Consider the following 18656-nt stretch of genomic DNA (forward strand, 5'->3'; position numbering starts at 1 on the left):
ACACCCGCCTGCAGAACCCGACGAATGACATGGTGGCGGCGAAGATCTGCGAGATGGAGGGCGGCGCGGCCGCGATGCTGACCTCGTCCGGCCAGGCGGCGAACTTCTTCGCGCTGTTCAACATCTGCAATGCGGGCGACCACATCGTCGCCTCGTCAGCGATCTACGGCGGCACGTTCAATCTGATCAACGTGACGATGCGCAAGATGGGCATCGAGTGCACGTTCGTGAGCCCCGACTGCACGCCGGAGGAGCTGGACGCCGCGTTCCAACCGAACACCAAGGCCGTGTTCGCCGAATCGATCTCGAATCCGGCGCTGATCGTGCTCGACTTCGACAAGTTCGTCTCCGCCGCGCATGACCACGGCGTGCCGATCATCGTGGACAACACGTTCCCCACCCCGATCAACTGCCGTCCGTTCGAGTACGGCGTGGACATCGTGACCCATGCGACCACCAAGTACATGGACGGCCACGGCTCCTGCGTGGGCGGTGCGATCGTGGACTCCGGCAACTTCGACTGGATGGCTCATGCGGACAAGTTCCCGGGCCTGACCACGCCGGATGACTCCTACCATGGCGTGACCTACGCGAAGGATTTCGGCAAGGGCGCGTTCATCACCAAGGCGACCGCGCAGCTGATGCGCGACTTCGGCTCCACCCCGGCGCCGATGAATTCGTGGATCATGGGCATGCATCTGGAGTCTCTGGCCGTGCGCATGCAGCGCCACTGCGAGAACGCGCAGAAGGTGGCCGAGTTCCTCGACGCCGATCCGCGCGTCAGCTGGGTACAGTTCCCCGGCCTGCCCGGCGACAAGTACTACGAGACCGCCCAAAAGTACATGCCGAACGGCACCTGCGGCGTGATCTCCTTCGGCGTGCCCGGCGGCCGCGACAAGGTCTCCGCGCTGCTCGACCACTTCAAGATGATCTCGATCGCCACGCATGTGGCTGACGCCCGCAGCTGCGCGCTGTATCCGGCCGGCACCACGCACCGCCAGCTCACCGAGGAGCAGCTGGAGGAGGCCGGGGTCGGCATCGACCTGGTGCGTCTGAGCTGCGGCATCGAGAACGCCGACGACATCATCGCCGATCTCAAGCAGGCGATGGACGCGGTGCTGTAATCGCATTCCGCGTGATCATACCTGGTGGTAGGGCCCGCGGCGGGGACGTTCCCGTCGCGGGCCTTATCGTATCCGATTCACGGGCGACGCGAAACCTGCCCCTGTTGCGTCCCGCCCGTCCCGCGTCGGCCCCGTTATCCGCGGTGGTGTGGCGACATGCCTGGCCGACGTCGCCGTGCACGCGTCGCCGTCGGCATAGGATGGGTGACAGGAGCCTGCGGCGGACGGAGTACAGATGGAGTCAGATGGAGTACGACCGGAGTACGACCGTCACCGAGCGACAGCGGCACACCCTTGGAGGCGCGATGGACAACGACGACTACACGGCCAAGATGACCGAGCTCATCGCACTGATGCGCGTCATCGGCAACGATACGCAACAGTGCGAGGTCAAGGAATGCAAGCGCAAGATCAGCTCCACCATCACCGAAACGCTGTCCGCGTTCTCCAACGGCAACGGCGGGTACATCATCCTGGGACTGAGCGAGAAAGCCGGGTTCACGCCGGTCGAGGACTTCGACGCACGCGCGATGCAGGAGGCGCTGAGCCAGGCCTGCGAGAAACTCACGCCGGTGGTCCGCCCGGTGATCGTGACCTGCCCGTTCGAGGGAGCGAATCTGGTGTTCGCCGTCATCGACGAGATGCTGCCGCGCGAGAAGCCCTGCTTCATCTCCTCGATTGGCCCGCACGGCGGCTCCTACATCCGCACCGGCGACGGCGACCGCAAGATGACCGCCTACGAGGTCGACCGTCTGCTTGAGGAGCAGCGCCAGCCCGAGCACGACATCGCGGTCGTGCCGGAAGCCACGCTCGACGATCTGAATCCCAAACTCGTTCACGCGCTGCTCGAACGCGAGCGCGAACGCCACCCTCATGTCTTCGCGGAACGCTCCGACACGGATATGATGCTGGATCTGCGCATCCTGAGGCGCGTGCCAGCCGACCGCCCCGCGAACGACACCGTAGATGACACCGTGGAACATGCCGTGAAACATGCGGCGGATCATGCCCCGGCGGAAACCGCGGATACGGAAGACGGTGCGAACACCGGTACGGCCATCGGCACGAACACCGGCACGGACGAGACGACACGAATCGCATCCGCACCGCACCCCACGCTCGCGGGGCTGCTCGCCGTCGGCCGGTATCCGCAGAAGTTCTTCCCCCGGCTCAACGTCACCATCGCCGTCTACCCTGGCACCTCACGCGCCGACGTGTTCACCGGCAGCGCACAGCTTGTCGCCTCCGAAACCATCACCGGCCCGATCCCGGTCATGATCGACGACGCGGTCACCTCGCTGATGACGTGGACGTCCGGCACCAGCGACGCCAATTCCGGCGCACAGCCGTCGCAGCCTCCGATGTACCCGCAGCTGGTGCTGCGCGAGGCCATCGCCAACGCGTTGACCCACCGCGACTACTCCCCGGACGCGCTCGGCACGCCCGTGCATGTGGACGTGTTCACCGACCGGATCGAGGTCTCGAACCCGGGCGGCCTGTTCGGCGCGGTCTCCAAGCAACGGCTCACCCATGAGGCCTCCACCTCCACGCGCAACGCGTTCCTGTTCTCGCTGCTGCAGTCCACCCCCTATCCGGACGGCGGCACCGTGCTGCGGGACAACGGCACCGGATACCTACAGATCGGCGCCGCGCTGCGCAGCGAGGCGCGCGAACCGGTGCGCATCGACAATTCGCTCGATCGGTTCCGCGTCACCATTCCCGGCCCTGTGACAACCAGGCAGCCAGGCGTCAACGCCCGTCGCGGGACAGGGCCAGCGCGCGGATACGCTGCTGGAACGTGAACACACGGTTGATCACATTGATGATCGGCCCGACCAGCAAGGCGGAAATCACCGTGCCAACGCCCACGCCGCGCAGTTCGTGGAAGCAGATCAGGGACATGACCCCGGCGATGACGATCAACGTGATATCGAACGCCGCTTTGACGGTTCCCACGCGGATCTTCGTCACCTGCGCGATGGCACGCACCACGCCCTCGCCCGGCACCACCACCACATTCGGCGCCAGCTCGATGACGATGCCGAACGCCAGCACCACACAGCCGAGCGCCACGCACGCGCACTGCTCCCACATCGCGGATGGGTTCAGGAAGCCCAGAATCGCCATGCTCACGTCGATCATGGCGCTGAACAGCAGATTCACCAATACCTGCAGGAACTGCGACGGTTTGAATTCACGACGCAGCAGGGCGAGCTGAATCAGAATGAACAGGATATTCCAGATGAATGTGGTCACGCCGAAGCTCAGGAACGGCCACTGCAGACTGGCCACATACGGCACGCTGGAGATGGCCGACGTGCCCAGCGCACCTTTGGTGATCATGGCCACCCCGAACGAGTTGATGACCACGCCCAACGCGAAGAACGCGAACCGCTGCGGCAGATGATTCACACCAATCCCCTTTCCATTCCCTTCCGGACTCCGTTCCGAGTCTCCGCCCCACATACCCGGGCTTCAGCCTTGCACCGGTGTCGATGCCCGGCCAGCGATTCATCAAAAGCAGACGTCTCGACAAAGCCGGGCGCGCGAACCGCGCAGGCCAATGTGACCGTCGCCGGCTCGAGGGATTGCGGCGAGCGCGGAAGCGGAGAACGTGAGGATAGAATGGGCACGGAATGGAGGAATCGTGACATTACTGGTGTTGGGCGTGCTGACCGGGGTGATCACGCCGGCGCAAACCGCCATCAATGCGCGCCTGCGCACAGCGGTGGGCACGCCGTTCAGGGCCTCGCTGGTCTCATTCACAGTGGGGCTGACCGCCACCACCATTGCGGCGCTAGTGCTCGGGCCGTATCCGCTGGTGCCGGAGTCGGCGCTGCGAGGACCATGGTGGATGTGGTTCGCCGGACTGTTCGGCGTGATCTTCATGACCGGGAACATCCTGCTGCTGCCCAAGCTCGGCAGTCTGCAGACCGTGCTGATGCCGGTGCTGGGGCAGATCACGATGGGCCTGCTCATCGACCAGTTCGGCTGGCTGGACAGCCCGCGCCATCCGATGAACGTAGCGCGAGCCGCCGGACTGGTGCTGGCAGTCCTCGGCGTACTGATGGCGATCGCCGCCGCCGATACCAAGGCGCTGTTCGGCGGTCCGAGCCTGTTCAGCGGACGGCGCGGAGCGGCGCGCACCCCCGCAATGAGGTCCGCGGACACGTTGCAACCCCCTACGAACAGCCGTGCCACGAACGGGACCCGCTCGCCGAGCATCTGGCTATGGCGTGGATTGGGCGTACTCTGCGGCATGTCGTTGGCGGTGCAAACCGCCATGCTGGGACGACTGGGCACGGCACTCGGATCGCCGATCAAGGCCTCGGTCGTCTCGTTCATTCTGGGATTTGTGCTGCTGTGCGCCTTGGTCGTGTTCCGTGACCACGGCATCGACCTCGGCACGGCCATCCGCGGGCATAATCCACCATGGATGTGGATCGGGGGTCTGCTCGGCGCTGTTGTGGTGCTGATGACCTCCTGGCTGTCACCGCAGCTCGGCACCGGTCTGACGGTGCTGGTGGTGTTGATCGGCCAGGTGACCGGCGGGCTGCTGGTCGACCGCTTCGGCCTGTTTGAGGCCACGCGGCGGCACGTCAATGTGCTGCAGATCGTCGGCGTGGCCGTCGCCGTCGCCGGCATCGCCTTGATTCGTCTGAGCTGACAGTACCGGCGCATACAATGATTATCGCGCCACGGCATGCGCCTCGCGCGATTACCGGGTACAGCGATGAAGCCTCATCGAAGGAGCGGCAATGAGCCAGATCAACGTGTTTCATGAGTTCATCCGATATGCGGAACAGGAACACCTGCCGATCGAGGGAGTGACGATCGCGGACGGCGACCGCGTCATCGAGGAGTACCGGTTCACGCCGAATCTGGCACGCAACATCTATTCGCATACCAAGAGCTATGCCGTCACCGGCATCGGCGTGGCCGTGGAGGAAGGGCTGCTGTCCCTGGACGACCGACTGGTCGACGCCTTCCCTGAGTATGTGCCGGACAATGCACAGCCGGAGCTCGGGCGGATCACGCTGCGTCATCTGCTGACGATGTCCAGCGGTTTCAACCATCCGTACCTGATGAACGAGAATCGCCGGGCAGGCACCGGCGCACCGGATTACATGGCGTATATGCTCACCCGCCGCGTGGAGAGGGAACCCGGCTCGGAATTCTGCTATTCCTCCGCCGATTCGGATCTGGCTGGACGCATGTTGGAACAGGCCACCGGCGAACGGCTGGGCGAGTACCTGTTCCGCACGGTGTTCTCCAAGCTGGATCAGGGATTCCCCATGTGGGAGGCCGATCCGCAAGGCCACCATATCGCCGGCGGCGGCATCCATATGACGCTGACGGATATGCTCAAGCTCGGTCAGGTGTATCTCAATGGCGGTGTATGGCATGGCCGGCGCATCGTCGGCGAGGAATGGGTGAGGATGGCGTCGTCCAAGCAGATTGATATCCCGGTCACCAATATCTGGACCTGCGGGTATGGATTCCAGTTCTGGATGTCCCCGTATCCAGGCGCTTACCGCGCCGATGGGGCGTACGGGCAGATCACGACCATTCTGCCGGATCAGGGATTGGTCGTGGCCGTGCAATGCCCGGAAACCGGCGATTTCGACAATGTGGTGCGCCCGGCGCTGCATGAGCATCTGCTGTTGCCGTTGTGCGTCTGACTCCGGTTACGAAGCGCACGGCAAACCGTGACCGGCATGATGTGCCGCATACTCGCGGTAACGTCATCAACAACGTTTGAACCCGTCGACGCCGTCCAGAGCTCATTTCATATCGGTTTCGGAAAGGACCACCATGCAACGACCAATCATGACCTCCGTTTCGTTCCTGCGCCGCCCTGCCGAGCCGGCGAGTGCCGAGGACCTGCCGATCGCGGACGATCTGCGCGACACGTTGGAGGCGAACCGCTCGCGTTGCGTCGGCATGGCAGCGAATATGATCGGCGCGACCAAGGCGATCATCGTGTTCGTGGATGAGGAGCTGGGCGGCCGGGTCACCACGATGTTCAACCCGCACATCACCGCCGCGGACGGCGCGTTCGACACCACCGAGGGGTGCCTGTCGCTCAAAGGGGAACGCCGCACGCTGCGGTACCGGCGCATCGAGGTGGACTATCAGGATCGCCGTATGCGCGAACGCCATGCCACGTTCACCGGCTGGACCGCGCAGATCATCCAGCACGAGGTGGATCACTGCAACGGCATCATCATCTGAGCCGACGCCCGTTCCGTACGGTCTGTAGACCGCTTGGGGAATAATGGTGAACGTATGTGACCAATCGAATTCCTAGAGGATGGGATCACTTTGGCTGAATTCATTTATCAGATGATCAAGGCACGCAAGTCCTACGGCGACCGCGCGATTCTTGACGATGTGACGCTGAGCTTCCTGCCCGGCGCCAAGATCGGCGTGGTGGGCCCGAACGGCATGGGCAAGTCTACGCTGCTCAAGATCATGGCCGGCATCGAGACCGTCTCGAACGGCGAGGCGTATCTGACCCCGGGCTTCACGGTCGGCATCCTGCAGCAGGAGCCGCCGCTGGACGACACCAAGACCGTCGGCGAGAACATCAAGATGGCGTTCGGCGAGATCGCCGAGAAGGTCGCCCGCTTCAACCAGATCGGCGAGGAGATGGCGAACCCGGATGCCGACTTCGATGCGCTGATGGAGGAGATGGGCGCGCTGCAGACCGAGATCGACGCCGCGAACGGCTGGGATCTGGACTCGCAGCTCGAACAGGCGATGGACGCGCTGCAGTGCCCGGATCCGGATACCCCGGTCTCCGTGTGCTCCGGCGGCGAGCGCCGCCGCGTGGCGCTGTGCAAGCTGCTGCTTGAGGCGCCGGACCTGCTGCTGCTCGACGAGCCCACCAACCACCTGGACGCCGAGTCGATTCTGTGGCTGGAGCAGTTCCTGCACCAGTATCAGGGCGCCGTCATCGCCGTGACCCACGACCGCTATTTCATGGACAATGTGGCGGAGTGGATCTGCGAGGTGGACCGCGGCCATCTGTACCCGTACAAGGGCAACTACACCACCTATCTGGAGACCAAGGCCAAGCGTATGGAGATCCAGGGCGCCAAGGACGCCAAGCTGGCCAAGCGTCTGAAGTCCGAGCTCGAATGGGTGCGCTCCTCGCCGAAGGCCCGTCAGGCCAAGAACAAGGCCCGTCTGGAGCGCTACGACCAGATGGAGCAAGAAGCACGCAACTCTAAGAAGCTCGACTTCTCCGAGATCCAGATTCCGCCGGGGCCGCGTCTGGGCTCGCAGGTGCTGGAGGCCAAGCATATCCACAAGGCCTTCGGCGACCGCGTGCTCATCGACGACCTGAGCTTCACGCTGCCGCGCAACGGCATCGTCGGCGTGATCGGTCCGAACGGCGTCGGCAAGTCCACGCTGTTCAAGACGATCGTCGGCCTGGAACCGCTCACCTCTGGCGAGCTGACCGTGGGTGAAACCGTCAAGATCAGCTACGTGGACCAGAACCGCGCGGGTCTCGACCCGAAGAAGAACCTGTGGGAGGCCGTCTCCGACGGGCTGGACTTCATTGAGGTCGGCGGCGTGGAGGTGCCGACCCGCGCCTACGTGGCCAGCTTCGGCTTCAAGGGTTCCGACCAGCAGAAGCTGACCGGCGTGCTCTCCGGTGGCGAGCGCAACCGCCTGAATCTGGCGCTGACCCTGAAGCAGGGCGGCAACCTGCTGCTGCTCGACGAGCCCACCAACGATCTGGACGTCGAGACGCTCGAATCGTTGGAGAACGCGCTGATCGAGTTCCCGGGCTGCGCCGTGGTCATCAGCCACGACCGTTGGTTCCTGGACCGCATCGCCACGCATATCCTAGCGTGGGAGGGCGATGACGAGAATCCGGCCCGCTGGTACTGGTTCGAGGGCAACTTCCAGGCCTATCAGGAGAACAAGGTGGCCCGCTTGGGTGAGGATGCGGCCCGTCCGCACCGCCTGCACCGCAAGCTGACCCGCTAAGCCAGATACCCATACGAACGAAACGCCGCCGAACGGTGTCCGTCCGGACCCGTCCAGCGGCGTTTCGTCATATACCCGCGACAACACGGACGCTAGGACGACCGCTGCACGCCGTGTTGTCGCCGACATGCGACAACACGGACACTTGGACACCACCACGAGTGCGTGTTGTCGTCGATGGGTGACAACACGGACGTGGGGAGTGCAGCACCCACACGGGAAAGGGACGGTACACGGCTCCAGCCCATACGAACCTCGACATGCGTGGTCGTATGCCGTTACCATCAGCGACTAGACTGCATCACAGTACTTGATTCACAGTGTAAGCAATCGGAGGGAGCAATCGATGACCGACGAAACCACCGCCATGGAACGTCTCCTCAAGGTGCTGGGACTGGGGGACCCGTCCGAGGACCGCGGCCACACCTACATCCAGGGCGAGGCGCTGTACTTCCCCACCGGTCGCGTCTACGGTGGCCAGGTCATCGCGCAGTCCGTGGTCGCGGCCTCAAAGACCGTCTCCCCCACCCGCCTGCCGCATTCCATCCACGGGTATTTCATCAAGGCCGGCGACATCCATCAGGATTTGCTGTTCGATGTGGAATCGCTGCGCGACGGGCGTTCGTTCTCGGCCCGTCGGGTCAACGTGACGCAGTCCGACGGCGCGATCCTCACCGCCATCGCCAGCTTCCAGGAGCATGGCCAGCATGGCGTGGAGTTCTCCGACCCGATGCCGGCCGGCATCCCCGATCCGGAGACGCTGACCAGCGCGCGCGAGTTGATGCAGCCGTTCGCCGACCAGTCGCCGTTCGCCCGGTATTACGCGGAGAAGTCGCCGTTCGATATCCGCCATGTGACCCGCACGGTGATGCTGGGTGCGGATAAGAAGAGCGCGGCGAACGACTCGGGCAAGCAGATGGTGTGGATGCGAGCGGCCGGTCAGGTGGAGGCGCCGCAGATCATGCACCGGGCGATGCTGGCGCTCGGCTGCGACCAGATCATGCTGGAGCCGATTCTGCGCCGTGCGGGGCTGAGCCTGATGACGCCGGGCATCTCCTATGCCTCGATCGACCATTCGATGTGGTGGTACCGCGATATCGACATCAACCAGTGGCACCTGTACGTGCAGGACACCCCCACCGCCGGTCACGGCCGCGGCCTGGGCGCTGCAAAGGTCTACACGCAGGACGGTTCGCTCGTGGCCGTGATGGCGCAGGAGGCGATGATCCGTGTGCCCGAGGAACGCTGAGCCGGTTTTCTCCGCTTCGAAGTATGGCGTGTACCTTCCCTACGGAAGGGCACGCCACATTTCATTTCGCGGTTTTGGCGGCGGCCTGCTGGAGTCGGCGACGGCGTTCGGCGCGCTTGAGCTTGGGATTCTCCGCGCCCTCATCCGGCGGCAGCTGGCACAGCCCTTCCGAAACGATGCCGATGATCATGTCAATGATGCAGATCACCAGCGCGATGGCGCACTCCACGGCGGCATCGTGATAGTACGAGGCCTCCAGATGCGTCAGACACATCAGGGCCTGCCCGCCGTACCAGCCGGCGAGCGCGGCGCCGGCCAGCCCCAACGCCTTGGACAACACCAGCGTGATCATGGCCCGCTGCGGGTTGATGAACGCGTGCGGACGCTTGGCAGGGTCGGTGTTGGCATAGGCGTGCACCTGCAGAGCCAGGGCCAGCACCGCAATGCCCATCGCCATTAGCACCACATCCACGAACCATGGTGCACCGAGCAATGACGTGGCCATACGCTCGTCGAGCATGCCCAGGCCGACGCCGCCCGCAAGACCGATGATCAGCGCCACCAGGTAATACCACCATGGGGTTCGACGCACCTTCATCGTTCACCCCCAAGGATCCAATCGTCGGACAGGACGCCCACTCTGCCGGCATCCGGCGCCATGGCCAGCAGGAACGATACCGGGTCTCCGCCCAGCCGGGCGTCCGGATCCATGTCGAACCACGGCGCCAGCACCTGCGCCCTCTGGGCCGCGGACGGCCAAGGCACCCGGCAGTTAGGCTCGTTGCTGGAAACGCCCTCCATGTCGACCAGATCCAGATCGATCTGGTCGGCATGCGCCGCCTCGATGGTGCCGAGCGCGCCGATCAGGCTGCGCGCATCGAGCCGGGTATGCAGCTGCACGACGGCGGCCATGGCGTCCGGTCCGTCGAAGTTGGAGACGTGGTACAGCGGCGAGATGCCTTCGATCTCGTTGCCGGGTATGGCGTCCAGCGAGACGATGGCCGACCGGAACAGCGTCTCCGCCTCCGGCAGGGTGCTGTCCAGGGACACGACGGCGCGGCGCGACACCGTGCCAGGCAACGACTCCCCCGCCGTGGGCGATGACTCCCGCACGCTCTCCTGATGTGCATACGATGTGCCGTTGTCCGAGGAGGGTTCCATCGCGGCGGCTCCCATGCCTGCAGGGGACTCGCCGCAGGTTTCGGAGCCGTCCGGCACGAGCCGCACCACAATGTCCACGGCCCGCCCGGCGGCGAGCGCCTGCGTCTGTTCCTCGGTCAATTGCACCGTGACGCCGATGTGGACCGGTTCACGATTGTCGGTCATCGTTGGTTCCCCTTCCTTTCCGCAACGAGGGGCGTGCCATCGTCAGACGGCATGCCCCTCGCCTCTATGGTTCGCTGTCCGTTCGGAGCCGGATCACTCGCCGGCGCCCATGCCCACCGAGCGCTTGAGTGATTCGGGAATCGGCACCGGCGGCAGATCGGAGTCCGGACGGTGTTCGTTGGAGAGCCACACCTCGCGTTCCGGGGCCTTCCGGATGTTCGCGAAGATTGCGGCGACCTCCTTCTCGTTCAACGTCTGCTTGACCAGCAGCTGACGGACCAGCTCGTCGAGGATGTCACGGTTCTCGTTGAGGATCGTCCACGCCTCGGTGTGCGCGGTCTCGACGAGCTTGAGCACCTCCTGGTCGATGATCTCGGCCGTGCGGTCGGAGTACTTGCGCGGCTGCAGACCGTCCATCACCGTGGTCTGATCGTCATCGTCGGCCCACTTGATGGCCCCGAGCTGCGAGGAGAAGCCGTATTCGACGACCATCTTGCGTGCGATGGCCGTGGCCTTCTCGATATCGTTCGAGGCGCCGGTGGTCGGGTCGTGGAAGACGATCTCCTCGGCGGTGCGGCCGCCCATCGCGTACGCCATCTGGTCGAGCAGCTGGTTGCGCGACTGCGAGTAGCGGTCCTCGGTCGGCATGACGGCCGTGTAGCCGAGCGCGCGGCCTCGCGGCAGGATGGTGATCTTGGTGACCGGGTCGGTGTGGCGCAGCGCCGCGGCGACCAGCGCGTGACCGCCCTCATGGTAGGCGGTGTTGCGCAGCTCGTCGAGGGCCATGCCCTTGGACTTGCGCTTCGGCCCGCTCATCACGCGGTCGATGGCCTCGTCGATGGCGCGGTTGTCGATGAGCTGGGCGCCGGCGCGGGCGCACAGCAGCGCGGCCTCGTTGAGCACGTTGGCCAGGTCGGCGCCGGTGAAGCCCGGCGTACGCACGGCGATGGCGTGCAGGTCCACATCCGGCACGAACGGCTTGCCCTTGGCGTGTACCTTGAGGATGGCCTCACGGCCTTCCAGGTCCGGGGCCTCCACGGCCACCTGGCGGTCGAAACGGCCGGGGCGCAGCAGCGCGGGGTCGAGCACATCGGGACGGTTGGTGGCCGCGATGATGATCAGGTTCGTATCGTTATCGAAGCCGTCCATCTCCACGAGCAGCTGGTTCAGGGTCTGCTCGCGTTCGTCATGGCCGCCGCCCATGCCGGAGCCACGGCGGCGTCCGACGGCGTCGATCTCGTCGATGAAGATGATGGCGGGGGCGTTCTTCTTCGCCTCGTCGAACAGGTCGCGCACACGGGAGGCGCCGAGACCCACGAACATCTCGACGAAGTCCGAGCCGGCCATCGAGTAGAACGGCACGCCCGCCTCGCCGGCGATGGCGCGCGCCAGCAACGTCTTACCGGTACCCGGAGGGCCGTACAGCAGCACGCCGCGCGGGATGCGGGCGCCGAGCGCCTTGTACTTGGACGGGTCCTTGAGGAAGTCCTTGATCTCCTCGACCTCCTGCACGGCGGCGTCCTCGCCCGCCACGTCGGCGAACTTGGTCTTGGGCGTCTGGCCTTCCAGCAGCTTGCCGTTGTTCTTCTTGCCGCCCATGCCGAACATGCCGCCCGCGCCGCCCATGCGGCTCATGGCGAACCAGAAGATGCCGAAGATAATGATGAACGGCAGGATCGAGCTGATCAGGTAGCTCCAGACGCTGGTCTGCTGCATGCTGGAGGTCCAGCCCTTGGAGGGGTTGGCCTTCTCCACGCTGTCGATGACGTCGCCGCCCTGCGCGAAGGTGTAGTAGAACTGCACCTCCTTGCCGTAGTTGCGTTCACGGCCGGTGTCCGGGTCCTGCTTGGTGAAGTCCTGGCTCAGGTCCAGCTGGACAAGCTGCCGGTTGTCGATGATGTTCGCATAGGTCACGCCGCCGCCCTTCAGCAACTGCATGCCGTCCTTGGTGTCGATGGTCTGACGACCGGTGCCGGCGAACAGCTGGAACATCAGGATGGCCAGCACCACAATGGCCACGCCCCACAGCCAGGGCGAACGCCATACCGGCTTGGGATCGCTGCCGCCGCGGTTGCCCCCATCGCGGTTGAACGGGTTGGGCGGCCAGTTGCCGTTGCCGTTATTGTTGCCGCCATTGCCCGACGGCTGTTGAGGCCCCTGGGGATAGCTCATATCACGCTCCTTGGTATACTGCCGGCTTCAGCACGGCGATCGAATCGAGGTTGCGGTACCGTTCGGCGTAATCCAGGCCGAAACCGACCACGAACTCGTCGGGGATTTCGTATCCGCTGTACTTCACGTCCACATCCACCTCTCGGCGGGACGGCTTCTGCAGTAGGGCCATGACCTCCACGGAGGCGGCACCACGGCGTTTCAGCTCGTCGACCAGCCATGCCAGCGTACGTCCTGAATCAACGATATCTTCCACGATCAGAATGTGCCGCCCGCGAACATCAACCGACAGATCCTGCCGTACCGTTACCGTGCCGCTGCTGACCGTACCGGCTCCATAGCTGGACAGGCTCATGAAATCCATCTGCACGGGGATGCTGAGCGCCTGGGAGAAGGCGACCAACGTGTTCACCGCCCCCTTGAGCACCGCCACCAGCAGGAGGTCCCGTCCCCGGTAATCCTCACTGACCTGCGCGGCCAACTCCGCGATTTTACTGTCGATCTGAGCCTTGCTGATCAGCTCATGGTCAATCTGATCCTGAACATCCGCGATTTTCATGCATCCCATCTTGGCACACGCGAATGACGTGTTTCTGGCGATTTGCTGAATATCCGCCGGAAAGGTTCACAGCTCCCTGACCATGCCAATCCACGGCCAGCCGCTCGATGGCCTCGACCTGCCGCTGGTTGCCCGTCACGCCTACGGACGCCAGCCCATGGGCGATGACGCGCCGCCGAATCGCCGGATGCAATGCACCGAGTTTCCGCGCATCGAACAGCAGTACCGAACTCCGTTCGCGGCGCTCCCCCGCCCGCACGGCATCCGCGCCCGCAGGCTCCGCTGCGCCCGCCGCACCCGTAGCGTCGGTACCGTCGGCACCGGCGACGGCATCGGCCGTGCCGACGAAGCGTGCCACGTCGGCCAACGCACGTTCCGCCTCGGCGTCCAGATACTCCTTGTCATGCCGCGCGCTTCGGGTGCCACGCGCCAGCACCGCCGACACATCGGCCCCCATGAAGCGGGCCAATGCGGGCATCAGATCGTGCCGGATGCGGGAGCGCAGCGGATACCGTGCATCCAGCGGCCCCTCCGCGGCCTCCCCATTGGTGGGGTCGTCCCACCACGCCACGCGCAGCTGCTCGCAGATCGCCGTCGTGTCGGCACGCCCCAGTTCCAAGAACGGCCGCACGAACAGCACCCCGTCGCGGTCTAACATGGGCGGCATGCCGGCTATCGCATCGATGCCGCCGGAGCGCAGCAGCCCCAGCAGCACCGTCTCGGCCTGATCGTCACGGGTGTGGGCCAAAAGCACCGCCGACGCATCGTATTCTCGTGCCGCAGCCGCCAACGCCCGGTATCGGGCGTCACGTGCCGCGGCCTCCACACCGGTGCCGCCTTCCCGCACCTGCACCGCGCGCAGCGTCACCGGGGCCAGCCCCAGCCGTTCGCAACGGTCCGCCGTCTCCCGCGCCACCCGTCCCGAGCCCGATTGCAGACCGTGATCGATGATGACCGCACCGCAGCGCACGCCCAGTGAGGCGCATACGGTCCGTGCCACGGCCGCCAGCGCCATCGAATCGCGTCCTCCCGAACACGCCACCAATACCAGCGGCGCATCCGGCAACGGATCGTGCTCGCCGTGTCGGGTGAACCGTCGATCCTGTACCCCCACGCCGACGCCGGCCAGGGATTCGCGTACCGCCCCCACGGCCGCACGGATCTGACTGCTGTACGCCATCTCACAGCCCCGGCAGATTGGCCATGAACACGTCGACGGCGTGGGCCGCCTCCCACGCGTTCTCCGGGTTGTTGACCACCACGGCAAAACAGAGCACGCCGCCGTTCAACCGTGACACGTTGCCGGTCATCGAGGTCACCGTGCCCAAGGTGCCGGTTTTCACCCGCAGCAGCCCCGCAACGGCTTCGTCGTCGAGCCGGCCGGCGGCCGTGCCGATCAGTCCGGGCACCGACAGCGCCCCTGCCACCACCGATCCGGCGCCTCCGGCCAATATCCGGGACTGCACGCCGATCAGCGTGCGCACGCTCAGACTTGAACCCGGAGCCAGCCCCGAGCAGTCGGCCATCGTCAGCTGGGCGGTATCGACGCCGAGATCCTGCAATGTGACGGCGACCGCCTGCGTGGCGCCGTGCGGCGAGTTCTCCCGTCCGGCCGCCAACGCCGTCAACCGGCCGAATTCCTCGGCCAACGTGTTGTCCGAATGCCGCATCATGAACGCCATGATCTCGCTCAGCTGGGCCGAGCTGACCGACGTCAGCGGCGACTGGCCCTGCGGTGCGACGCCCGAGGTCACTTCGCCATCGACCGCGATGCCGTTCTCGCCCAATCGCGTCGCGAACACTGCGGCGGCATCGGCCGCGGGCTGCGTCGACAGTTCGGCATACCCGGTGTACAGGTCGGGATCGTCCGGCGGCTCGCCGTTCCAGTTGCGCCCGCCGTCGACCGCCAGGGCGGAGACCGGCGCGTAATACAGGTTGTCGGGGTTGTTCTCCTCGATGCGGGAGGGATACCGCTGCTCGCCGAACAATGTGTCGTCGTAGACGAGTCGGACCCGGTCGATGCCGCGCTGCCGCAGCGCCGCCGCGGACTGTGCCGCCAGCGTGCCCAATCCGGCACGCCCGTTGACATGGTCCGGGTCGCTGGCGCCGGTGCCGAGCAGCATGTCGCCGTTGCCCTTGAGCACCAGCGTGGGCGTCTGTCCCTCCTGCTGGATCAGGTAGGTCTCGGTATCCAGCGTGTCCGACAGGTCCAGCACGGTGGCCGCCGCCAGCGCGGTTAACGTTTTCATCGTCGAGGCAGGTTCACGGACGATGTCGGCGTTGCGTTCCGCCACCACGGTGCCGTCGGCGCCAGCGATGGCGATCGAGACGTCCGAGCCGACGCCCTCGCTGCCGAGGAACGTGTCGATCAGCGCGTCAGCGGCGGCGGCATCGACCGGGATGGACCGGTCGGCGTCCGCGAGCACCGAGGCCGCCGCACGCGCGGTGCGGGCGGAGGGCACCGTCGGAATCCGCATCGGCTGCAGGGTCAGCACGCCGGGCACCACGTCGGTCAGGTCGCCGGCCACATACCCGATGCCGAGCGCCGCGGTGGCCACCGCGGATACGGCGACGGTGACGATGCGGCGTGATGCCGCAACGGCCCTGCGGTGCCGGTGACGTGACGCCCTGCGTGCCACGGTCCATCCCCCTTGTCGCGACTGACGGTTACTTCTGCAGGGACGCGAACGAATCGAGCGTGGAGACGATCGACAGCATCCGAGCATCCATCAGCTTACCGCCAAGCCACGAACCCAATGCCAGGAAGCCCACGCCATTGAGCAGGAACACGGGAATCAGCACCCAGTACATATCCCATTGGCCGGCCACCGCCAGCACGACCGCCACCAATCCGGACGGCACGGCCAGCACGAACATGCCGAGCAGGTAGACCAACGGGAAGAACCCCTGCGCCACCGCACGGCCCTGCGGTGTGGCGAACGGTTTCTCCATCGAGGGCACCGGGTACATGAGCACGCAGGAGACCACCTCGGCCAAGCCGAGTCCGCAGAAGGCCAGGCATGTCGCGCCCGCGGCGAACGTCACACCCATCAGGATGCCGTCCGGGGTCCGCCAGTCGCCGGTCACCACGAAGCAGGCGATCGTCAGCACCACCAAGTACGTCAGGATCACGCCCACGTAGATGCGTACACGCCCCAAGCGATCCGCCACGCCACTGACGCCGCTGATGACCTGCATGGTCAAGCCCCGGCCGTCATAGGCCAGACCGTTGGATTCGGTGAGGGAGAAGAACATGGCGCTCATCGGCAGCGCCGTCCAGACAACCTGCGTGACGCCGTGCGACTGGAAGGCCATCAGGATGAGGAAGACCACCGGGAACGCAAACATCAGGCCCTGCCGCGGGTCGCGCTTGAGATAGGTGAACAGGCGGGCCGACACCGCGCCGGAGACGCCGTCAGGCATCCACGAGAACGCGCCGATGCCCTTGACCGACACCGCCTCGCTCTGGCTGCCCGACACCAGGCGCTCATGCCGCAGGCACCAGGTGGAGGCCATGAAGCAGAGCACCCAGCTGAGCGCCAACACGGCCAGTCGGCCGATCAACGGCCCCCAGGCTCCGTGCAGCACATCGAACGGCAGCTGGAACGCGGCGCCGAACGGCGTCCACGCGAACACGGCCGCCGGCGCGGCGAAGGCCTCGACGCTGAACTCGATACCCTCCATCGAAGAATTCAGCGTGATGCTCGGCACATAGCAGATCGCCACGAACGCAAGCGTGACGATGATATAGAACAGGTTCTTGCCGCGGTTCGAACGAACCAGCGTGGTGGCGGCGTTGATGACCATCTTCGAGAAGCTCACGACGGTGATGACGGTCAGCGGGGCGGCGATGATCGCCGCGACGAGCACGCCAATGCCCATCCACCGGTAGGCCAGGGACCAGAGCATCAGTGCGATGATGGCGCAGATGGCCGGGATGCCGGACAGTCCGGCGGCCAGCAGCCCCGCCTGCAGCGTGCGGTCCGGTATGCCGTAGAGTTCGAGCTTGCGCGGGCTCATGGTGGAGCTCTCGCCGATCAGCATGAGCTGGGCGAAGGCGGTCATGAGGGTGATGAACGCGCCCAGCAGCACCACAATCACCTCCAGGCCCTGCGCGAATCCCGCCGCGTTGTTCACTCCCGCGGGATCGCCCAGGAACCAGGCCAGCAGGCCGGTGCCGACGACCACGGCGACGCCCATCAGCAGCGAGATCACATACCCGATGGTCTGCCACACCGATTTGCGCAGCGCCGCCCACGTCAGGGCCCAGCGCAGACGGACGATCGTCAGTACGGTGTCCATCATGCCTCCGAACCGATCGCCGGAACGGCGGACGGTTCGTCCGCGCCGCCATCCAGCCACGACAGGTGCGCGGCGGCGTGACGCCCGCCGACCAGCTGCAGGAACCGGTCCTCCAGGTCCTCGCCGGCGGCCACCTCCTCAACCGTGCCCGCCGCGCACACCTGGCCCTGGTTGATGACCGCCACATGCGTGCACATCTTCTCAACCAGCGCCATGACATGCGAGGAGATGATCACCGTGCCGCCGGTGCGCGCGTATTCGATGAGGATGTCCTTGAGGTTGGCGCTGGACACCGGATCGACCGATTCGAACGGCTCGTCGAGCACCAGCACGCGCGGGCTGTGAATCATGGCGGCGGCCAGACAGATCTTCTTGGTCATGCCGGCCGAATAATCGACGACCATCTTGTTGGCGGCCTGCTCCAGGTCGAAGGCGCCCAGCAGGTCATGGGCGCGTTTGACGGTCTCCGCACGCCCCATGCCCCGCAGCATGCCGGAATACACCAGCAGCTGCAGACCGGTCAGCCGGTCGAAGATCTGGTCCGACTGCGGCATGACGCCGATCGAACGCTTGGCACGGTTCACGTCGCTCCACACGTCATGGCCCAGGATCATGGCCGTGCCGGCGTCCGGCACCAGCAACCCGGTCACCATGTTCAGCGTGGTCGTCTTGCCCGCCCCGTTGGGGCCGACAAGCCCGTAGAACGAACCGACCGGGATGTCCAGGGACAGGCCGTTGACGGCCACCTTATCTCCGAAGCGCTTGAATAGGCCTCGGATTGACATGGCCGCCGACGGGTTCGCGGGGACCATGGGCGTGGGGGCTGGTGCCGCCGGCGCGTTCGGCGTCGGGTCAAAACCGACGGATGACTGGGATGTGTCTATCGTCATAGGCTCCAGCATACCGGGTGCTCATTACGGCA

General features: G+C 65.4%; 15 protein-coding genes and 1 pseudogene. 7 read left to right on the top strand and 9 right to left on the bottom strand.

The genetic code is table 11. The features are described from left to right. Both B4C31_RS03285 and B4C31_RS03290 read left to right on the top strand, forming a co-directional pair. Window positions 1-1124 (top strand): O-acetylhomoserine aminocarboxypropyltransferase/cysteine synthase family protein (locus tag B4C31_RS03285; RefSeq protein ID WP_291531327.1); only part of this gene is annotated, 1124 nt, incomplete at its 5' end. Between the two features lie 305 nt (window positions 1125-1429). Next, on the top strand, window positions 1430-2926 hold the full coding sequence (locus B4C31_RS03290) for an ATP-binding protein (protein WP_291531347.1): 1497 nt from the start codon (window positions 1430-1432) through the stop codon (window positions 2924-2926). On the opposite strand, the gene B4C31_RS03295 is transcribed toward B4C31_RS03290, so the two are convergent. Beyond that, window positions 2874-3536 carry a YczE/YyaS/YitT family protein gene (locus B4C31_RS03295; protein ID WP_291531328.1) on the bottom strand — a complete coding sequence of 221 codons (663 nt, stop codon included), beginning with the start codon at window positions 3534-3536 and terminating at the stop codon, window positions 2874-2876. The two genes, B4C31_RS03290 and B4C31_RS03295, sit on opposite strands and share 53 nt — an antisense overlap. Window positions 3537-3771: 235 nt before the next feature. Between B4C31_RS03295 and B4C31_RS03300 the strand changes: the two genes are divergently transcribed. The 5 genes from B4C31_RS03300 to B4C31_RS03320 all read left to right on the top strand — a co-directional run bounded on the left by B4C31_RS03300 (window position 3772) and on the right by B4C31_RS03320 (window position 9375). Continuing rightward, entirely contained in the window at window positions 3772-4791 is a 1020-nt protein-coding gene (locus B4C31_RS03300) for a DMT family transporter (RefSeq protein WP_291531329.1), read from the top strand. 91 nt (window positions 4792-4882) lie between these two features. Continuing rightward, on the top strand, window positions 4883-5806 hold the full coding sequence (locus B4C31_RS03305) for a serine hydrolase domain-containing protein (protein WP_291531330.1): 924 nt from the start codon (window positions 4883-4885) through the stop codon (window positions 5804-5806). Between the two features lie 133 nt (window positions 5807-5939). Next, window positions 5940-6359, top strand: a complete 420-nt coding sequence (locus tag B4C31_RS03310; RefSeq protein ID WP_291531331.1) for a peptide deformylase — start codon at window positions 5940-5942, stop codon at window positions 6357-6359. 90 nt (window positions 6360-6449) lie between these two features. Continuing rightward, complete coding sequence (gene ettA / locus B4C31_RS03315) at window positions 6450-8126, top strand: energy-dependent translational throttle protein EttA (RefSeq protein ID WP_204386244.1); 1677 nt, start codon at window positions 6450-6452, stop codon at window positions 8124-8126. 346 nt (window positions 8127-8472) lie between these two features. Continuing rightward, window positions 8473-9375, top strand: a complete 903-nt coding sequence (locus B4C31_RS03320) for an acyl-CoA thioesterase (RefSeq protein ID WP_291531332.1) — start codon at window positions 8473-8475, stop codon at window positions 9373-9375. Between the two features lie 61 nt (window positions 9376-9436). On the opposite strand, the gene B4C31_RS03325 is transcribed toward B4C31_RS03320, so the two are convergent. The 8 genes and pseudogenes from B4C31_RS03325 to B4C31_RS03360 all read right to left on the bottom strand — a co-directional run bounded on the left by B4C31_RS03325 (window position 9437) and on the right by B4C31_RS03360 (window position 18624). Continuing rightward, window positions 9437-9973 (bottom strand): DUF3180 domain-containing protein, encoded by a 537-nt coding sequence (locus tag B4C31_RS03325; RefSeq protein WP_291531333.1) that lies wholly within the window; start codon window positions 9971-9973, stop codon window positions 9437-9439. After that, window positions 9970-10497, bottom strand: a pseudogene (locus B4C31_RS03330) (2-amino-4-hydroxy-6-hydroxymethyldihydropteridine diphosphokinase); the annotation flags it as partial. The pseudogene B4C31_RS03330 and the gene B4C31_RS03325, both read right to left, overlap by 4 nt. 297 nt (window positions 10498-10794) lie before the next feature. Beyond that, entirely contained in the window at window positions 10795-12873 is a 2079-nt protein-coding gene (gene ftsH / locus B4C31_RS03335) for an ATP-dependent zinc metalloprotease FtsH (protein WP_291531334.1), read from the bottom strand. Window position 12874: 1 nt separating this feature from the next. Further along, window positions 12875-13432, bottom strand: a complete 558-nt coding sequence (gene hpt / locus B4C31_RS03340; RefSeq protein ID WP_287544380.1) for a hypoxanthine phosphoribosyltransferase — start codon at window positions 13430-13432, stop codon at window positions 12875-12877. Continuing rightward, a complete protein-coding gene (gene tilS, locus B4C31_RS03345) occupies window positions 13401-14612 on the bottom strand; it encodes a tRNA lysidine(34) synthetase TilS (RefSeq protein ID WP_291531335.1) in 1212 nt (403 codons plus the stop codon). The genes hpt and tilS overlap by 32 nt, the downstream gene beginning before the upstream one ends. 1 nt (window position 14613) lies before the next feature. Then, window positions 14614-16071, bottom strand: coding sequence for a D-alanyl-D-alanine carboxypeptidase/D-alanyl-D-alanine-endopeptidase (locus B4C31_RS03350; RefSeq protein WP_291531336.1), 1458 nt, complete (start codon window positions 16069-16071; stop codon window positions 14614-14616). A gap of 28 nt (window positions 16072-16099) precedes the next feature. Further along, complete coding sequence (locus B4C31_RS03355) at window positions 16100-17737, bottom strand: ABC transporter permease (RefSeq protein ID WP_291531337.1); 1638 nt, start codon at window positions 17735-17737, stop codon at window positions 16100-16102. Continuing rightward, window positions 17734-18624, bottom strand: coding sequence for an ABC transporter ATP-binding protein (locus tag B4C31_RS03360; protein WP_414631832.1), 891 nt, complete (start codon window positions 18622-18624; stop codon window positions 17734-17736). Before B4C31_RS03360 ends, B4C31_RS03355 begins: the two co-directional genes overlap by 4 nt. Window positions 18625-18656: the final 32 nt, after the last annotated feature.

The sequence above is a fragment of the Bifidobacterium sp. UBA4282 genome (assembly GCF_002394995.1).
Lineage (GTDB): Bacteria > Actinomycetota > Actinomycetes > Actinomycetales > Bifidobacteriaceae > Bifidobacterium > Bifidobacterium pullorum_B.

Coding starts and splice junctions, on each gene's coding strand:
- B4C31_RS03305 (WP_291531330.1), top strand. CDS start 4,883: ATGAGCCAGATCAACGTGTTTCATGAGTTCATCCGATATGCGGAACAG.
- B4C31_RS03320 (WP_291531332.1), top strand. CDS start 8,473: ATGACCGACGAAACCACCGCCATGGAACGTCTCCTCAAGGTGCTGGGA.
- B4C31_RS03325 (WP_291531333.1), bottom strand. CDS start 9,973: ATGAAGGTGCGTCGAACCCCATGGTGGTATTACCTGGTGGCGCTGATC.
- B4C31_RS03355 (WP_291531337.1), bottom strand. CDS start 17,737: ATGATGGACACCGTACTGACGATCGTCCGTCTGCGCTGGGCCCTGACG.
- B4C31_RS03360 (WP_414631832.1), bottom strand. CDS start 18,624: ATGACGATAGACACATCCCAGTCATCCGTCGGTTTTGACCCGACGCCG.
- hpt (WP_287544380.1), bottom strand. CDS start 13,432: ATGAAAATCGCGGATGTTCAGGATCAGATTGACCATGAGCTGATCAGC.
- tilS (WP_291531335.1), bottom strand. CDS start 14,612: ATGGCGTACAGCAGTCAGATCCGTGCGGCCGTGGGGGCGGTACGCGAA.
- ftsH (WP_291531334.1), bottom strand. CDS start 12,873: ATGAGCTATCCCCAGGGGCCTCAACAGCCGTCGGGCAATGGCGGCAAC.
- B4C31_RS03290 (WP_291531347.1), top strand. CDS start 1,430: ATGGACAACGACGACTACACGGCCAAGATGACCGAGCTCATCGCACTG.
- B4C31_RS03310 (WP_291531331.1), top strand. CDS start 5,940: ATGCAACGACCAATCATGACCTCCGTTTCGTTCCTGCGCCGCCCTGCC.